This is a genomic window from Acidobacteriota bacterium (assembly GCA_018001935.1).
In the GTDB taxonomy this organism is placed as follows: domain Bacteria; phylum Acidobacteriota; class JAAYUB01; order JAAYUB01; family JAAYUB01; genus JAGNHB01.
Genome location: JAGNHB010000059.1, coordinates 1 through 16737, shown reverse-complemented (window position 1 = coordinate 16737; position 16737 = coordinate 1). Strand labels below are relative to the sequence as shown.

General features: G+C 69.1%; 11 protein-coding genes. 7 read left to right on the top strand and 4 right to left on the bottom strand.

The window, feature by feature from the left end; all coding sequences use genetic code 11:
- Positions 1-33: 33 nt before the first annotated feature.
- Positions 34-2262, bottom strand: a complete 2229-nt coding sequence (locus KA419_17480; GenBank protein MBP7867726.1) for a glycoside hydrolase — start codon at positions 2260-2262, stop codon at positions 34-36.
- A gap of 240 nt (positions 2263-2502) precedes the next feature.
- Here KA419_17480 and KA419_17475 point away from each other — a divergent pair, with 240 nt between their 5' ends.
- Positions 2503-2979: a hypothetical protein gene (locus tag KA419_17475; protein ID MBP7867725.1), complete on the top strand. Its 477-nt coding sequence runs from the start codon at positions 2503-2505 to the stop codon at positions 2977-2979.
- 10 nt (positions 2980-2989) lie between these two features.
- On the opposite strand, the gene KA419_17470 is transcribed toward KA419_17475, so the two are convergent.
- The gene (locus tag KA419_17470; protein MBP7867724.1) at positions 2990-3799 is read right to left on the bottom strand and encodes a tetratricopeptide repeat protein; all 810 of its coding nucleotides are present in this window, start codon (positions 3797-3799) and stop codon (positions 2990-2992) included.
- Positions 3800-3982: 183 nt separating this feature from the next.
- Between KA419_17470 and dut the strand changes: the two genes are divergently transcribed.
- From dut to KA419_17455, 3 genes are all read left to right on the top strand, one after another.
- Positions 3983-4396 (top strand): dUTP diphosphatase, encoded by a 414-nt coding sequence (gene dut, locus KA419_17465; GenBank protein MBP7867723.1) that lies wholly within the window; start codon positions 3983-3985, stop codon positions 4394-4396.
- 61 nt (positions 4397-4457) lie between these two features.
- Positions 4458-4886: a hypothetical protein gene (locus KA419_17460; GenBank protein ID MBP7867722.1), complete on the top strand. Its 429-nt coding sequence runs from the start codon at positions 4458-4460 to the stop codon at positions 4884-4886.
- Position 4887: 1 nt separating this feature from the next.
- Positions 4888-5058: a hypothetical protein gene (locus KA419_17455; GenBank protein ID MBP7867721.1), complete on the top strand. Its 171-nt coding sequence runs from the start codon at positions 4888-4890 to the stop codon at positions 5056-5058.
- Between the two features lie 568 nt (positions 5059-5626).
- On the opposite strand, the gene KA419_17450 is transcribed toward KA419_17455, so the two are convergent.
- Both KA419_17450 and KA419_17445 read right to left on the bottom strand, forming a co-directional pair.
- A complete protein-coding gene (locus tag KA419_17450) occupies positions 5627-6841 on the bottom strand; it encodes a hypothetical protein (GenBank protein ID MBP7867720.1) in 1215 nt (404 codons plus the stop codon).
- Complete coding sequence (locus KA419_17445; GenBank protein MBP7867719.1) at positions 6838-7896, bottom strand: hypothetical protein; 1059 nt, start codon at positions 7894-7896, stop codon at positions 6838-6840. The genes KA419_17450 and KA419_17445 overlap by 4 nt, the downstream gene beginning before the upstream one ends.
- Before the next feature lie 115 nt (positions 7897-8011).
- Between KA419_17445 and purE the strand changes: the two genes are divergently transcribed.
- From purE to KA419_17430, 3 genes are all read left to right on the top strand, one after another.
- The gene (gene purE / locus KA419_17440) at positions 8012-8518 is read left to right on the top strand and encodes a 5-(carboxyamino)imidazole ribonucleotide mutase (GenBank protein ID MBP7867718.1); all 507 of its coding nucleotides are present in this window, start codon (positions 8012-8014) and stop codon (positions 8516-8518) included.
- Entirely contained in the window at positions 8515-9918 is a 1404-nt protein-coding gene (gene mtaB, locus KA419_17435; GenBank protein MBP7867717.1) for a tRNA (N(6)-L-threonylcarbamoyladenosine(37)-C(2))-methylthiotransferase MtaB, read from the top strand. The genes purE and mtaB overlap by 4 nt, the downstream gene beginning before the upstream one ends.
- A gap of 269 nt (positions 9919-10187) precedes the next feature.
- Positions 10188-16737: S8 family serine peptidase (locus KA419_17430; protein MBP7867716.1), on the top strand; the 6550-nt coding region annotated here is incomplete at its 3' end.

Genomic DNA, 16737 nt, shown 5'->3' with positions numbered 1-16737 from the left:
GTTGGGTTGCGGGACGGTCGCTCGCGTCGCTCCTCAGACGACCCAGTAGTAGCGTTCCAGGTCGTCGATGGCGATCTTCTGGGAGAGATAGCCGTCGTGAGGCATCTGCTCGGCGAGATTGTTCCCGATGTAGATTTTCAAGGCGAATTCGATCCCCTGGTTCTCCTTGGCTCCCACCTCGGTGAAGGGGATCCCCAGCTCCACGATCCGGTTGACGCCGACCAGCGGGATGCTCCGGAGGTCCGTTTCGCGGCCCGCCTCGTCCTGGCGGACCCGCTCGAACTTCAACGTTCCCGCGCCCGCGTCCTTCACCATCCGGAAGAAGACGTTGCCGGGCTTGCGGAAGACCACGTCGACCCGGAAGGCGTATTTCCGGTCGTTGAGGATGGTGTTGTCCACGTCGAGGCGGATGTAGAGGTTCTCGTGGTCGAAACCGTACCAGAAGCCGCTGAAGATCCGGTGGACCTGCTGCATGGTGGTGAAGCTGTACTGGTTGGAGAAGTAACCGGCGGCGAGCCACTCGAAGTAGTCGGTGATGATGCCGTCCAGGGTCGGGGTGATGAGTTCGAAGGGGCGCTGGACGCGGAACCGGGCCGTCTTCTGGATGATGGGTTTGAAGAACTCCTCGGGCGGTTCCAGCCCCATGCGCCGCCACGACGTCTGGAGGTGGCTGCGGAAGAGTTGGTCGAACTCCCGGTCGTACTCGGAGAAGTGGTCCTCGCCGTACCACCAGAACCAGTCGCTCCCCTCGGCGGCCATGAGGGCCTTGTGGGCTTCCTTGAGGCGGTCCTCCTCCCCGGGGCCGGCCGCGGGGTCCAGGCGCCGCTCCTCGAGTTTCTTGCGGGTCCCCGCCAGGAGGTCCCAGGCCCGGTTCTTCTCGGGGTGGCCGACCCAGGTGGAGAAAGTGCCGTAAATCCACGAGCCGGCCCGGATCCGGGGAAGGACCTGGGGCGCTTCGGTCCGGTCGAGGTACTCGGAGAACGTGACGGCCTTGAGGTAAGGGGACGCCGAGAGGCGGGAATAGAACGCCCGGAGGAAGCGGACGCCGTTCTCCGGGTAGTATTCCCAGGCATTCTCCCCGTCCAGGATGATGGGGACGGCGAAGGCGCGGTCGTCGTCGGGCAGCATCTTCCGGATGAGCATCAGCCGGCTGAAAAGGTCCTCTGCCGCGGCCTCCCCGTCGTAGGTGGAGTAGGTGAACCCGATCATGTCGGAGAGGAGGTGATCGCGGAAGAAGACGCGGAGCGGGCCGCCGGGCGTCCGGCAGGCGTAGTTGCCGTAGCGGGCGTCCACGGGCGGCGCGCTCCCCTCGTCGAGGAGGCCGGACCGGCGCAGGGAGGCCTGGAGGATCTCCTCGTCGGTGGCGACCCAGTCGAAGCCCGCCTCCCGGATGAGCGGGAGGATCTCGTCGGAAACGGACCCCTCGGAGGGCCACAGGCCGCGGGGCGGGCGGCCAAAGGTCCGCTCGTGGCTCTGGACCGCCTGCCGGATGTGCCAGCGGGCGTCCTCCGCGTAATGGAAGTCGTGGAGGGGGAGTTCGAGGTTCGGAAGCGCCTCCCGGGCGGAGTTGATGTTGCAGAGTAGGGGGAGGATGGGGTGGAAATAGGGGGAGGTCGAAATCTCGATCCGCCCCTCGTCCGCCGCCTTCCGGTAGGCGGGAAGGATCTCGCCCATGAACGCCTTGTGGACCGTGAAGAACTTCTGCTTGTCCGCCTCCGTGAACGAACGTCCGGACTTGATCAGGGCCCGGATCTCCTTGCGGGACTTGAGGACCTCGCCGGACCAGGCCAGGTTGTACCAGACCTGGAGGTCGCGGAAGTCCTGCTCCGTGAAGTGTTCCGCCTTGGTCCTCAGTTGTTCGGGCTCCACGACGTAGCCGCGCTTTTCGAACAGCTCCTTGTAGCGGGGGTAGGGCTGGATCATGTTGTCGAAATTGAGGGAGAAGAAGTTCTTCAGGAGGAAGATCTTGTCATCGAGGGTCAACGTGGCGGCGGGCTTGAGGCTGATCTGCAGGAAGTCGTCCTCCGCGCCGTTGTCCACGTAGTCGCGAAGCTGTTCCACCAGGGACGGCACGACGTTGAACGTGACGTGCACGTCGGGGAAGTCCTCCAGGACGTGGACCATGTCGTAGTAGTCCTTGACGGCGTGGAGGCGCACCCAGGGCAGGAGATAGTCCCGGGAGTCGGGCTCCCGGTAGACCGGCTGGTGCATGTGCCACAGGATGAGGACATGAAGAGGGTCGTTTCGCTTGGCTGCAATCATGCTTCCACTCCTGGCGGGTTCCCCTCCGGGGAGACACTTCGGATGACCGGGGGATCATACCACAGGACGGGTGAAAACAGGCGAAATCTTTGGCCGGGGAGGAAACCGGCAAGAAAACACTAGGTTTTGGCAACCGACTCTGGTATATTCATCCAAAACCCCTGCCGCGGGAGCGGCCCGCCGCCGGATCCACAGGGCCTTCGCGCCGGTGGGAACCGGGCAGGGGCCGGCAGCCGTCACATGGAAAGATCGATCCGCGTCGAAAAAACAGCGCCCCGCGACGTCGCCATCCTCGACGAGGGGAAGGTTCGTTTCCGGATCGTCAACCGCGCCGTCCAGGAAGAGGACCGGACGGTCTGGCAGCTCGTTCACCGGGGGGCGGACCTCTTCACGGGGTTCTGGGAACTGGTCGATGCCGAATCGAAAGAGGTCCTGGTGGGTTTTTACTACATCCCCTCGTCCTACCGTTACGGTGAGGACCTGAGCATCCGGCACTACCCCGACGAGGGCGAGTACCTGTTCCGGCGGCTCGCCCACGACGAGGACCGATGGGTCCTGACCACGCGCGAAGGGGACATCCTGCTGGAAACCTGCCCGCCCGAGCCGTCCTCCCCCGCGGCCTGGGACCTCCGGGTGAAGGTGGCGGCGGACGAACGGGTCCTCTGGCCGCTGGTCTGCCTGTTGGCTTTCGACCGCCTGGCCTGCGGCCGCCTCTGAACCTCCCCCCTCACTCCACCTTCACGTTCCCCTTGGTCTCGAGGTCCTTCACGTAGGCGGGGGGGAGCTGGAACTTCAGCTGCTTGGCCTGGCGGGCCTCGGCGGCGGCCTCGGGGTACTTGCCCTGCAGGAAGAAGGCGAGGGAGAGGTTGAAGTGCAGGGGGGCCAGCTTGGGGTCTTTCGCGAGGCCGGCCAGGAGTTCCTTCTCCGCCTCGGGCGCCCGGCTCAGCCTCAGGTAGGCCCCGCCGAGGTAGAGGTAGAAGAGGGCCGGGATGTCCGCCTCGCCCTGGGTTGCCACCACCTCCCGGTCGTCCTCCCGGCGCTGGTCCTTGGACTGCTTGGCGTACTGCTTGGCGAACCCGCCGGAGTCCTTGTACCCGGACGCCTGGGCGTCCTGGCCCTTCAGGGCGAAGTCGCGGTCCGCGTGCTGCTGGGACATCTCCTTCTTCTGTTTCTCGTCGTGGAGGGCGACGTAGGCGTCCTTGGCCTTCAGGTAGAACTCGAGGGCCTTCGCGGGGTTGTTCTGGGCCATCTGGATCTTGCCCAGTTCCACGTAGGCGCCCGGCATCAGGGGGTAGACGGCGAGCGCCTGGCGGAAGAGGTCCTCCGCCTGGGTGTAGTTCTTCTTCTCGGCCTCCCGGCAACCGCTCTTGAAGAGCTGGTCGGCCTTGTTCAGGTCCGCGGGGGTGACCGCCTTCTCCTGTGCGGCGGCCGGTGCGAGCATCAGGGCGAGCAGCAGGCTGCTCAGGAACAGGGCAAGACCCGTTTTCCGCGCGGGAAAAGCGGGCACACGGAAACGAATCGATTCGGGTTGGTCCATGGCGCTGTGACTCCCTGTCTGGTTTTGCGGGCCGCCACGGGGCCCGCCGGCTGAAGTGTAGTCCTCCGCCGGGATCTTTTCAAGGTGCTTGGAGAATTTTCCGCCCGTTTCGCGCGGCTTGCCACCCGGAATCCGTTGTGCTATCATACCGCTTTCTTCGGACGGGGGTCCGGGAGCGTACACATGAGAATCGAGACGGCAGGGAGTGGATTGTTGCCGGGGCGCGCCACCGAGCACGCGGCCGGGGCGGACCTTTTCGCGGCCGCGGACTGCTCCCTCGAACCGGGGGAGCGCGTCGCGGTGCCGACGGGGATCCGCCTGGCGATCCCCGGGGGGCACGTCGGGCTGGTGTGGCCCCGGAGCGGGCTTGCCCTCCGGCACGGTCTCGACACCCTGGCCGGGGTCATCGACAGCGACTACCGCGGCGAGGTGCAGGTGGTCCTGGTCAACCACGGCGAGCGCCGCGTCGAGGTCCGAAAGGGGGACCGGATCGCCCAGTTGCTGATCCAGAAAGTGGAACCGGCGGTGTTCGAACGGGTCGACGAACTGCCCGACAGCGCCCGCGGGGCGGGCGGTTTCGGGTCCACCGGAACCTGAGCCGCCCGGGGACGTAAAATCCATCAGACGGGCCGACCGGCCCGGTCAGGACGAAAAGACCATGACGGAAAAACCGACCAAAGAAACGACCCCGGCCCCCCCGGCCCCCGCGGGACCGGCCCCGTTCGGACTGGGGCTGGCCGCCTGGGTGGTCCCGGGCCTGGGGCACCTGCTGATGGGAAAGAAAGCCCGGGCGGCCCTCTTCTTCGGCACCGTCGCCATCCTGTTCTGGCTGGGCGTGGTCCTCCAGGGACACTTCACCTACGCCGACGACCCCGTGGAGAGCTTCGCCCTCTTCAAGTTCGTCTCGCACCTGTCCGCGGGGTTCCATTTCGGCATCGCCCTGATCACGGGGGTCAACGCCGACGCTTACGCCATGAAAGCCCGCTTCAGCAACGAGATCGGCGCCACCTGCCTCTACCTCGCGGGGATCATCAACCTTCTGTGCGTCCTGGACGCCATCGCCATCCGCAGGGGAAAAAAGGAGTAACATGATTCCGCTGTTGACCGGCCTGCTCGTCGCCCTCCTCGCCTCCGTCGTCCTGGCGCTAGTGGAGCGCAGCGACGTTCCCTCGCGCAAACGCTACTTCATCAAGATGTTCTGCTGGTGCTTCCTCGGCATGCTCGTGGCGGGCTGGCTGATGCACTTCCTCCCCCGGTAGCGCCCCCCCCAAACCGCGAACCCCAGAGTTCAATCGGTGTAGCGGGGGCGGCGGGACGGCCGTCCAACCGACCAGAAACCGCATTTCACAACCTATTCTTTCTGGGCATGTTGTGAATTTGTTTCTGGAGAGAAACCGACCCCCCCCAAACGCATCCCGAACCCCGTCAGTTCAACAGGTGTCGGAGGGCAGAATCCCTATCCCGAAGGGATAAAAGAGTTTATCCGGCGGGTGTTCCCCCGGCAGGGGGTACTCCCGCCGGTTGCGGGCCATTTGAAGACCCTTGCGCCCCGGAGGCAGCGCCAGAAAAGCGCAGGCCGCCGGAGCGCCGTCTTTACGGCACCGCCGGCCCGTCGGGACGCTCAACGCGCACCGGGCGACGTGCGGCAGTAAAAGAAACCCCGTCACGAGTCAGGCCAGAACGCCCGGACCCGTCGCCCGCGGCGCTCCGGCAGCCTGCGCGGCACGGGGAAAGCGGCGCTCCGGCAGCCTGCGCGCCGCACTCCGCAAGAACGCCGCGGGTTGACCTGCTGTCGGGCACGCTGACGGGAATCCGCTCAGGCAGAGACTAGCCCCTGTTTCGAAACGGCCCGGTCAGGCGGTCGAGCTTGGCCACCCGGTGGACCTTGTGAGCCCCGGTGGCGGGGGGAGGCGGGTCCACGACGATCCAGTCCCCCTTCTCGAGGTTCTTCAGGAGGAGTTCGAGTTCCCGGTTGAGGGTGCGTTCGAGGATGTCGCAGTGCACCAGGCGGCCGGCGGGGTCGCAGCCGCTGAACTGGAAGCGGCCGTGGGAGGGCATGATGGGGGTCACCAGGCGCAGGCTGCCCGGCGCCGGAAGCCCCTCGGGGCCGTTCGGGCGGGCCAGGGCGAGGAAGCAGAACTTGATCTCGCTCACGGAGCGGAAGAGGTGGCGGTTGGCCAGCTTCACCGCCTCGGAGGGTTTCCAGTTCCGCACGTCGTGACACCACCGGCGCCCGTGGGCGGGCAGGGGGCAGGGGTGCGCGTGGGGGCAGGGGGCCACGACCCGGGCGGCGGTGCCGGACGCCAAGGCGTCCCGGAGCCGCATGAGGCGCGCCGACGTCTCCTGGAGCGCCGGTTCCACCAGGACCAGCACGCCGTCCGCCGACAGCCGGTCCATCGTGCGGGTCACCCAGCGGAGCAGTTCGGTGTCGGTGGCGTCGTGGAAAGCCTCGTTCAGGGAGAAGGCGGCCAACACCAGGTCCGTGCCTGCCGGGACGGCGCCCGGGCGGCGCATGTCGCCTCCCGCGTACCGCGCCGTGGTCCGGGGCCAGCGGTCGGCGTTCTCGGTGAAGAGGGCCCCGTAGAGGTCGAGGCTCTCCAGCGCCGGGTCGATGCCGTCGATGGCCAGGCTTTCAAAGCCGTTGTGCCGTTCCAGCCGGGTGGCGAGCGCGGCGGAGGCAGCCCCCAGGCCGCAGCCGAGGTCCGTGCAGCGCAGGCGGGCGGGGGGGGACCACCCGCCGGGCCCCAGCAGCTCGTTCAGGACGTGCAGCACGGCGAGGTAGGTCCGCGGGAAGTGGAAGACGCCGTAGGCGGCCAGCAGGTCGTTGCGGCCGGCGTAGCCGCGGAAGCCGGGGACGCGCCCGGTGGTGAAGACGTCGCCCAGCTGGGCGATGGAACTCTCGAGGGCGAGCAGCGTCGCCGAAACGGAGGGTTTGCCCAGGCGGCGGGTGAGGGTCTCCAGCCACCACCGCTCGAGCCACTCGGGGTACTCGGGGCGGATGTCCAGCTTCCAGCGTCCGGGGGCGGTGCGCGAGGGGGTCATTGCCGGATGATCTTCGGGTAGGCCGAGGACTGCAGCCACGCCCGGATCGTCTTCGGGAGTTCCTGCTTCGAGCCGGCCACCGAGGTGAAGTACCGGACCGCTTCCGCCTCATCGTCCACCACGGCGGCCCAGATCCGGTTGTTCGGGTCGATCATGACGATGGCGTTCATCGAGGGGGCGATCCCCCGGACGAAACCCCGCCGGACCCGGGCCCCGAAGCCGTCCAGGTCCTCCTCCTCGCCGACCAGGTGGAAGCAGGCGGCGAAGCGGTCGTAGTGCTTGCCCACCAGGGCCCGGAAGGCCGCGTCCTGGGACTCGGTCTCGAACACGCCCCGGGACAGGAGGCTGGCGGGGGCGGCTTTGATCTTTCCCTTCCGGTAGGTCCCGTCGAAGACGACCCCCATCCCCGCCAGGGACGAGCAGGCATCGGAAGCCTCCAGGCGGATCGTGTCCCCCTCCAGGGTGAACACCATCCGGCAGCCGGTTTCGGCTTCGGTCCAGACGGCCTTGCGCCCCTCGATGCGGGCGCCGCCCGAGGCCTCGCCCGAGTGAGACCCGCTGAAGGCCATCAACTCGAAGGAAAAGGCGTTGTCCGACGTCACGGTGATCTTGAGGTCGGCGGACTCCCACTCGCCGCCGGCGGTCCGGGTCCAGTCGCCGTTCCACGGGGAGCCGACGTTCCCGATCCCCAGGGGCTCGGCCCGGAAGGGGAAGGACTTGGCCCCGTCCGCCCGGGTCCAGGTGCCTTCGACCCGCCCCGCGGCGTCCACGCGCCCCTCGAAACGCCCGGCGACCTTCCCGTCGGCCCCGGTCTCCTCCAGTTTCAGGACGGGCCCCGACCACGTCCCCCGGACGGGGATCGGCGACTTGTACTTCACGTAGAAGTACGTTCCCGTGACGCGGTCGCCGTCGCGCTGCAGGGCCATGTGGAACTCCGACTTGGTGCCGAGGGTCCCCCGGAGCCGGACCTCGTTGGGCGGGGGCGCGGCCGTGGCGACGCCCGCCGCGACGACGACGGTCAGGAGAAAGCACGGAATGAAACTCAGGCGGTTCATGAATCCCTCCCCGGAGTGGCTGGAAAGGCCAGGGCGGATTATACCCGGAATTTGCCGTTGCCGATCAAGAAAAAATCCGCTAGAGTGTGCCTCCATCTTCGACGAGGAGGTTTCGATGGCAGAGCCGCGGGTGGGGATCCTGATGGGGAGCGCCAACGACATGGACGTGATGCGGGAGTGCACCGACATGCTGAAGAAGCTGGGGATCGCTTTCGAGGTGGAGGTTGCGTCCGCCCACCGGACCCCCGATCGGACGGCTCGCTACGCCGAATCCGCCCGGTCCCGCGGCCTGAGGGTCCTGGTGGCCGGGGCCGGCGCCGCCGCCCACCTGGCGGGCGTCGTCGCCGCCCACACCACCCTCCCCGTGCTGGGGGTGCCCATCGATTCCTCGCCCCTGAAGGGCCTGGACGCCCTCCTGTCCACCGCCCAGATGCCGGGGGGGGTCCCCGTGGCCGCCATGGCCATCGGGAAGGCCGGGGCGCGCAACGCCGCCATCTTCGCCGCCCAGGTCCTGGCCACGGCCGACCCGGAGGTCGCCCTCCGCCTCCACACGCTCCGGGACGAGATGCGGGAGGCCGTGGACAAACAATCTGCACAGCTGAAGGCCGAGTTTCCCGGATGAAATTCTACCTCTGCACCTTCGGGTGCCGGGTGAACCAGGCCGACGGCGACGCCATCGCGGACGCCCTCCGGCGGGACGGGCACGAGGAGACGGACGACCCCGCCCTCGCCGCCCTCGTCGTGATCAACACCTGCACCGTCACGCACCGCTCCGACCACGACGCCCGGAACCGGGTCCGGCGGCTGCACCGGGCGAACCCCGCCGCGCGCATCGTCGTGGCGGGGTGCTACCCCGAGCGTGATCCCGCGGCGCTGACCGCGATCCCCGGCGTGGCGGCCGTGCTGGGGACGCGCCGGGCCCAGACCGTCGCCCGGCTGGCCGCGCAGTGGGAATCGGGCCCCGCGGCGGGAGAGGCCGCCCCCCCGGCCCTCGCGGGGGACCCGCCGCGCGCCGCTGCCCGGGCCGGCCTGGAAAGCCCCGGGGACGGTCCGGACGAGGCCCCCCTGCCGGTGGCCGTGGCCCGACGGGGTCACACCCGGCCTTTCGTCAAGATCCAGGACGGCTGTGCGGGGAACTGTGCCTACTGCATCGTCCCCAGCGTCCGCGGGGCCCCCCGGAGCGCCGACCCCGGCGAGGTCGTCGAGCGCGTGGCCGAACTGGCGGGGCAGGGGACCCGGGAGATCATCCTGACCGGGATCCACCTGGGCCTCTACGGCCGGGACCGGCGCCCCCCCACCTCCCTGGCCGCCCTCGCCGGCACCCTGATGCGCCGGACGTCCATCGGGCGCCTCCGCTTCAGTTCCATCGAACCCCCCGAATTCGACGAGGACCTCCTGGCGTTGATCGGGGGGGAGCCCCGGATCGCGCCGCACTTCCACGTCCCGCTCCAGAGCGGCTCGGAGCGGACGCTTCGGCGGATGAACCGGACCTACGGGCCCGGCGAATACCGGCGCGTCGTGGGCCGGCTGGCCGGGTGCAGACCCCGCGCGGCCATCGGCGCCGACGTCATCGTGGGGTTCCCCGGGGAGACGGACGCCGATTTCCTCGACTCCCTCGACTTCGTCGCCTCCCTGCCGCTGGCCTACCTCCACGTCTTCCCCTTCTCCCCCCGGCCTGGGACCCCCGCCGCAGCCTTCCCCGACCCCGTGGACCCCCGCGTCGTCCGGGACCGCGCCGCCCGCTTCCTGGCGCTCGGGAAGACCCTCTCCCGGGATTTCCGCCGCTCTCTCGCCGGGGTGGAGCTGCCGGCCCTGGTCCTGGGGCGGCGCACGGGAAAGACCACCGGCGCCCGCGCCCTCACGGAGAATTACGTCCCCGTCGTCCTGCCCGGGGCCGACCTTCCCCTCAACGCCGACGTCCGCGTCGTGATCGAGACGGTGTCCCCCGCCGGAGAGTGCCGGGCACGCCTCTCGGGGCCCCTCCCCGCACCGGGGCCGGGACCGGTGCCGGATGCTGTCTGATGGCTGTATTGTCAGACATAGCTTGACGACCCCGCCAGGAGCCCGGATTCGGGTCTCACAGAGGCACGGAGAAGAATCACCCCGGATGGGGGCCTCTGCGCGTCGCGCCCGGGGCAGAGTCTCGTGAATTTTCTTGCCTTTCCCGCGCACCTTCTGATAAAATTCCCTCATCTGATTCGCAGCGGGATTCACCCCGGATTTTTTTCGTGGCTTCATGGCACTCGATGGCGGCCCTGGCTGCGTGAGGACCCATCCCGAAGGAGGACGACGTGGACAGACTCTTTTCCCGGCGTATCGACGGCGTGTTCGTGCTGGTCATCCTGGCGGCCCTGATGCTCGCCGGGTCCTGGGCCCTGGGGGCCCGGCCGGCGCCGCAGCCCCTCAAGGTCACGGTCTCCGACCCGGTCCTGGCGCACCGGGTCCAGACGGAGTTCGGCTGCCGCCTCGTCGCGGACTACGGGCCCTTCAAGGTCTTCGCGGCCGACCCGGCCATCGTCGATGCGTTGACCGCGGCGGGCGCCCGGCGGAGCGACGAGTACGACGTCATCGAGCTGAACACCGGCCCGATCGACACCCGTTCGGAGGAAGCCCGGAAGTTGAGCCTGTACGCCCTGGAGCCCTTCGCCGGGAAACGGCTCCACCTCGTCCAGTTCGCGGGTCCCGTGCGGCCCGAGTGGTACGAGGGCCTCCTGGCGACGGGGGTGAAGGTCGTGGCCTACATCCCCCACAACGCCTACCTGGTCTGGGGCGACATCGGCGCCGTGAACGGCCTCAAGCTGATGGCGGCGGGCAAGGGCCCGGTCCAGTGGGAGGGGCCCTACCTCGACGAGTTCAAGGTGCAGCCCGGCCTCCGGGCCTTCCTGGAAGCGGTGTCTTCCAAGGATGCCGACCCCAACGAGATCGAGGGCGTGGAGATCCAGCTGTACGACGACCCCGTCACCAACGCCGAGACCCTGGCCCAGGCCACGGCCCTCTTCGGCCGGCCGCCGGTCCGGGAGCACACGGTCCTGCACTACCGGAACGTCCTGATGCAGGGGAACCTGCGGGCCGTCTACGCCCTGGCCGGCCGCCCGGACATCGTCTCCATCCACCCCTGGCTCCGCCACAGGAAGATGGACGAGATCCAGGACATCATCATGATCGGCAACCTCACGGGGAACGTCCCCTCCGGGCCGGGCTACCTGGCCTGGCTGACGGGGAAGGGCTTCACCCAGGCGCAGTTCACCACGTCCAACTTCGCGGTGGACGTCACCGACAGCGGCATCGACAACGCCACCACGACGCCCAATCACTTCGGCCTCTACGTCGGGGGCAACACGACTCTGGCGAGCCGGGTGATCTACAGCCGCCTGGAGGGTACGCCCCACAGCGGGAGCACCTTGCAGGGCTGCGACGGCCACGGGAACCTCAACGCCCACATCGTGGGCGGCTACAACGACATCGCCGGGTCCCCCCACGCCGACGCCAACGGCTATCACTACGGGCTCGGGGTGTGCCCCTTCGTCAAGGTGGGGTCCTCGGTCATCTTCGACCCCGACACCTTCACCAACCCGGACTACGAGAACCTGCAGTCCAAGGCCTACAACGACGGCGTCCGCATCAGCACCAACTCGTGGGGCGCGGCCGTGGGCGGCGCCTACAACGCCGACTGCCAGGCCTACGACGCCCTGGTGCGCGACGCCCAGCCGACAGGGTCCACCTACCCGGTGGCCGGCAACCAGGAGATGGTGATCGTCTTCTCCGCCGGCAACTCGGGGAGCGGCTCCAACACCCTCGGGTCGCCCGGCAGCGGCAAGAACGTCTTCTGCGTCGGGGCCGCGGAGAACGTGAACCCCTTCGGCGCCAACGACCAGTGCGGGTTCGGCGACACGGCGTCCGACAGCGCCAACGACATCGCCTCCTACTCCAGCCGGGGCCCCTGCGACGACGGCCGCATCAAGCCGGACATCCAGGCGCCGGGCACCCACGTCGACGGCGGGGTCTTCCCGGCCAGCCTGGCGCCTTACCCCGTGACCGGAACCGGCGCGGCGGCCGCGTGCTTCGACGCCTCCGGCGTCTGCGCCGGGCCCGGCTCCTCGAACTTCTGGCCCCTGGGACAGCAGTGGTACACGGCCTCCACCGGCACCAGCCACTCCTGCCCGGCGGTGGCGGGCGCCAGCGCCCTCACCCGCCAGTACTTCATCAACCAGGGGTGGACGGCGCCCTCCCCGGCCATGAACAAGGCCTTCCTGATGAACTCCACCCGCTACATGACGGGGGTCAGCGCCAACGACACCCTCCCCTCCAGCAACCAGGGGATGGGGATGATCAACCTGGGCATGGCCTTCGACGGGGTGGTGCGCATCCTCAAGGACCAGCTCCCGGCGGACCTCCTCACCGCCACGGGGCAGTACCGCGTGGTCGTGGGGAACGTGAGCGACCCCACGAAGCCCTTCCGGGTCACCCTGGCCTGGACGGACGCCCCGGGCGCCACCTCGGGCAACGCCTACAACAACAACCTGGACCTGACGGTCACCGTGGGCGGGAACACATACAAAGGCAACGTTTTCAGCGGCGCCGACTCCGTCACGGGCGGCGCGGCCGACCCGCGGAACAACGTGGAGAGCGTGTTCGTGCCCGCGGGGGTTTCGGGGAACTTCCTCGTGACCATCACCGGGGCCAACATCGTTTCGGACGGCGTTCCCGGGAACGGGACCGCCCTGGACCAGGACTACGCCCTCGTGATCTACAACGGCGTCGAAGTGGCCGCCCCCGTGGTGGCCCTCGAGACCGTCACCCTGACGGCGGAGAGCTGCGCGCCCGCCAACGGCGTGGCGGACGTGGGCGAGACGGTCACCTACGCCGTGGCGCTCCGGAACATCGGGACGGCCGACACCGCCAACGTGGTGGCCACGCTGCAGGCCACGGGCGGCGTGACGGCCCCGAGCGCCGCCCAGGCCTACGGCGCTCTGAAGGCCGGCGGCGCCTCCGTCTCCCGCGACTTCACCTTCACGGTGGACCCCGCCTTCACCTGCGGGGAAACTGTGACGATGACCCTTCAGCTCCAGGACGGGTCCACCGACCTGGGGAACGTTGCCAGTGTCCGGGGGACCGGCGTGCTGGGGCCCGCCAACACCACCAGCAGCGGCGGGATCTCCGTGTCCATCCCCGACAACGACCCCGTCGGCGTGCTGGTGCCCGTCACGGTGAGCGGAACCGGCAAGGTGGCGAAGCTCGTGGCCCGGGTCCGCGCCAACCACACGTGGGACGGGGACGTGACCTTCTCCCTCGTCGGGCCGGACGGCACGACCGTGATCCTCAGCAACCGGCGCGGATCGGCCGGCGACAACTTCGGGAGCGGGAACCTTGATTGCACCGGCACCTTCACGGTCTTCGACGACGATGCCGCCACCGCCATCGGCAGCGGCACCCCGCCGTTCGCCGGGAGCTACCGGCCGGACGAACCCCTCTCCGCCTTCGCCGGGAAGGACCTCAACGGCACCTGGAACCTCAAGGCTACGGACGCCGCCGGGGGGGACACCGGCACCATCTACTGCGTGCAGCTGGACATCCAGAAGTACATCTGCTGCGGCCAGGCGGGGACGCCCAACATCGTCGCCGCCGGGTCCAGCGTCACGACCGAGGACTGCTCCCCTGCCAACGGGGCGGTCGACCCCGGCGAGGGCGTGACGGTGGACCTCGGGCTCCGCAACACCGGCGACGGGGCCACTTCCAGCCTGGTGGCCACCCTCCTGCCGGGCGGCGGCGTGACCAACCCCGGCCCGCCCCAGGCCTACGGGGCCATCGCGCCGGGCGGCCCCACCGTGACCCGCAGCTTCACCTTCACGGCGGACCCGCTGCTCCCGTGCGGGTCCACCCTCACCCTCACCCTGCAACTGCAGGACGGCGCAACGGACCTGGGCACCGCGGCGTACCCCTTCGTCCTGGGGACCACCGTGACCTCCACTTACGGGCCCTTCGCCAATACGGGGAGCATCTCCATCCCCGCGTCCGGCACGGCGGCGGGCGCCGCGGCCCCGTACCCCTCCACCCTCGCCGTGTCCGGTGTGCCCCTCCCCTTCAACGGCCGGGTGACGGCCACGCTCACGGGGATGAACCACACCTTCCCGGCCGACCTGGACATCCTGCTGGTGGGGCCCCAGGGGCAGGCGGTCATGCTGCTCTCCGACACCGGCGGCGGGACGGACATCGTCAACGTGAACCTCACCTTCGACGACGCCGCCGCGGCGCTGGTCCCCACCACCATCGTCTCGGGGACCTACCGGCCGACCAACAGCGGGGCGGCGGACGGCATGCCCGCCCCGGCGCCGCCCGAGCCTTACTCCTCCGCGCTCTCGGCCTTCAGCGGGACCAACCCCAACGGGACCTGGAGCCTGTATGTTTACGATGATGCCGGCGGCGACGTCGGGAACGTGTCGGGCGGCTGGAGCCTCAACTTCCATGACGTGAACCCCTCGTGCTGCATCCCGGCCGGGGCCTGCCAGATCCTCTCCTGCGGGGCCACGGCTTCTCCCCTGGGGGGCAACGTCCCGCTGCCCGTCTCCTTCACGGGGACCGTGGCCACCCTCAACTGCTCCGACACCCCGGTCTTCACCTGGGACTTCGGGGACGGTTCCCCCACGGCCACGGGTCAGGCGGTCTCCCACACCTACACCACGGCCGGAACGTTCATCTGGGCGATGACGGTGACCGTCCAGGGGCAAATCTGCACCCAGGGCGGCTCGGTGAACATCACGGCGCCCGGTCTCGGCGCCGACGGCTCGACGCTGGTGGAGGAGTTCTGCACGCCGCCCAACGGCGCCGTCGACCCCGACGAGGGCGTGACCGTGGGCCTCACGGTCCGGAACACGGGCACGGGCCCCACCACCAACCTGGTGGGGACCCTCCAGGCCGGCGCCGGCGTGACCTCCCCCGGCGCTCCGCAGGTGTTCGGCGCGGTGGCTCCCGGGACCGCCGTGACCCGCAATTTCACCTTCGTGGCGGATCCCTCCTTCCCCTGCGGGTCCGTCGTCACGGCCCTCCTGCACCTGGAGGACGGGCCCATGGACTACGGCAGCGTGACCTACAGCTTCGTCCTGGGCAGCACCATCACCTCCACCGGGGGGCCGTTCGCCAACACGGCGACCATCACGATTCCCGCCTCGGGCACCGCGGCGGGGGCCGCCGCCCCTTATCCTTCCACCATCGCGGTTTCGGGCCTCCCCGCCACGCTGGTCAAGGTAACCGCCACCCTCACGGGGATCAATCACACCTACCCCGATGATCTCGACATCCTGCTGGTCGGGCCGCAGGGGCAGAAAATGATCCTCATGTCGGACGCGGGCGGCAGCACGGACCTCGTCAACGTGAACCTCACCTTCGACGATGACGCCGCGACCTCCCTCCCGGATGCGACCGCGATCACCTCCGGGACCTACAAACCGACGAACTGGTTGACCGGTGACACGTGGCCGGCCCCTGCTCCCGCCGGTCCCTACGGAAGCGCCCTCTCCGCCTTTGTCGGGACGAACCCCAACGGGAACTGGAGCCTCTACGTCTATGACGACGTGGGTGGGGATATCGGCAACATCTCGGGTGGCTGGAGCCTCAATTTCGTCGTGTCCACGCCCGACTGCTGTGTGGACACCACCCCCTGCACCCTCCTCTCCTGCGACGGCACGGCCGACCCGGTCTACGGCCCGGCGCCGCTGGCAGTGAACTTCACCGCCACGGCCCAGACCCAGGACTGCACCGCCACCCCGACCTACACCTGGGACTTCGGCGACGGCACCTTCGGGACCGGCCAGTCCGTGAGCCACACCTACACCACCGACGGCGTCTACGCCTGGACCCTCACGACCACGGTCGAGGGGCGCAGTTGCACCGACACCGGCACGGTGGAGGCCGTCTACTGCGTGGCGCCGGCCATCGGGACCCAGCCCCAGCCGGCCACGGTCTGCCTGGGCGAGACGGTCACCCTGACCGTGGGAGCCACCGGCACGCCGACCCCCAACTACCAGTGGTCCATGAACGGCGCCCCGGTGGGCGCCGACTCGCCCACCTACGTCACGAACCCCCTGGACCCTACCGCCACGTACACCGTCACGGTGAGCAACCTCTGCGGGACCGTGACCAGCGACCCGGCGGTGGTGACCGTGAACGTCGGGGCCGCCATCCTCGGCGCCACCTGGGACCAGACCGTGTGCGGCGGCGAGTCCGCCCACTTCGCCCTCGCCCTGGCGGGGACGCCCCCGCCCGCCGTCGCGTGGTACGACAGCGAGGACGGGGTCAACTTCACCCTGATCCCGGGGGCGACCTCGGCGAACTACACCACCCCGGCGCTGACCCAGCGGCGGATCTACAAGGCCGTCGTGGCCAACTCCTGTGGGAACGACCAGAAGATCATGATCGTCGAGGTGGTCGACCCGCCGGTGGTCACCCTGGTCAACCCCGAATCCCAACAGGTCAACACCGGCCACAGCGCCACGCTGGACGTGTCCTACACCGGGACCGAGCCGGTGACGATCCAGTGGTACGAAGGGGAAACCGGCGACGTGTCGCACCCGGTGGACGGGGCGACCTCCGCCGTCTTCCACACGCCGCAGGTCTACGCGGACACCCGCTACTGGGTGCGCGTGTCCAACGACTGCGGTCACGATGACAGCGAGTCGGTGTCCGTCGTGGTCTGGAACGTGTACTACCTTCCGCACGCAGTGTCGACGTCCGAGTGGTGGACGAAGGTGAGCATCGTGAACGCGGGGGGGCTGAACCCGAAGGCGGGGGAGGCGGTGGACGAGGTGGAAGTCCGGGCGTACAACTCGGCGGGGGGGCTGGAGGAGG

What these genes read in the sequence shown, in the direction of transcription:
- KA419_17480 (MBP7867726.1), bottom strand. Translation starts at nt 2,262, where the DNA reads ATGATTGCAGCCAAGCGAAACGACCCTCTTCATGTCCTCATCCTGTGG.
- KA419_17475 (MBP7867725.1), top strand. Translation starts at nt 2,503, where the DNA reads ATGGAAAGATCGATCCGCGTCGAAAAAACAGCGCCCCGCGACGTCGCC.
- KA419_17470 (MBP7867724.1), bottom strand. Translation starts at nt 3,799, where the DNA reads ATGGACCAACCCGAATCGATTCGTTTCCGTGTGCCCGCTTTTCCCGCG.
- dut (MBP7867723.1), top strand. Translation starts at nt 3,983, where the DNA reads ATGAGAATCGAGACGGCAGGGAGTGGATTGTTGCCGGGGCGCGCCACC.
- KA419_17460 (MBP7867722.1), top strand. Translation starts at nt 4,458, where the DNA reads ATGACGGAAAAACCGACCAAAGAAACGACCCCGGCCCCCCCGGCCCCC.
- KA419_17455 (MBP7867721.1), top strand. Translation starts at nt 4,888, where the DNA reads ATGATTCCGCTGTTGACCGGCCTGCTCGTCGCCCTCCTCGCCTCCGTC.
- KA419_17450 (MBP7867720.1), bottom strand. Translation starts at nt 6,841, where the DNA reads ATGACCCCCTCGCGCACCGCCCCCGGACGCTGGAAGCTGGACATCCGC.
- KA419_17445 (MBP7867719.1), bottom strand. Translation starts at nt 7,896, where the DNA reads ATGAACCGCCTGAGTTTCATTCCGTGCTTTCTCCTGACCGTCGTCGTC.
- purE (MBP7867718.1), top strand. Translation starts at nt 8,012, where the DNA reads ATGGCAGAGCCGCGGGTGGGGATCCTGATGGGGAGCGCCAACGACATG.
- mtaB (MBP7867717.1), top strand. Translation starts at nt 8,515, where the DNA reads ATGAAATTCTACCTCTGCACCTTCGGGTGCCGGGTGAACCAGGCCGAC.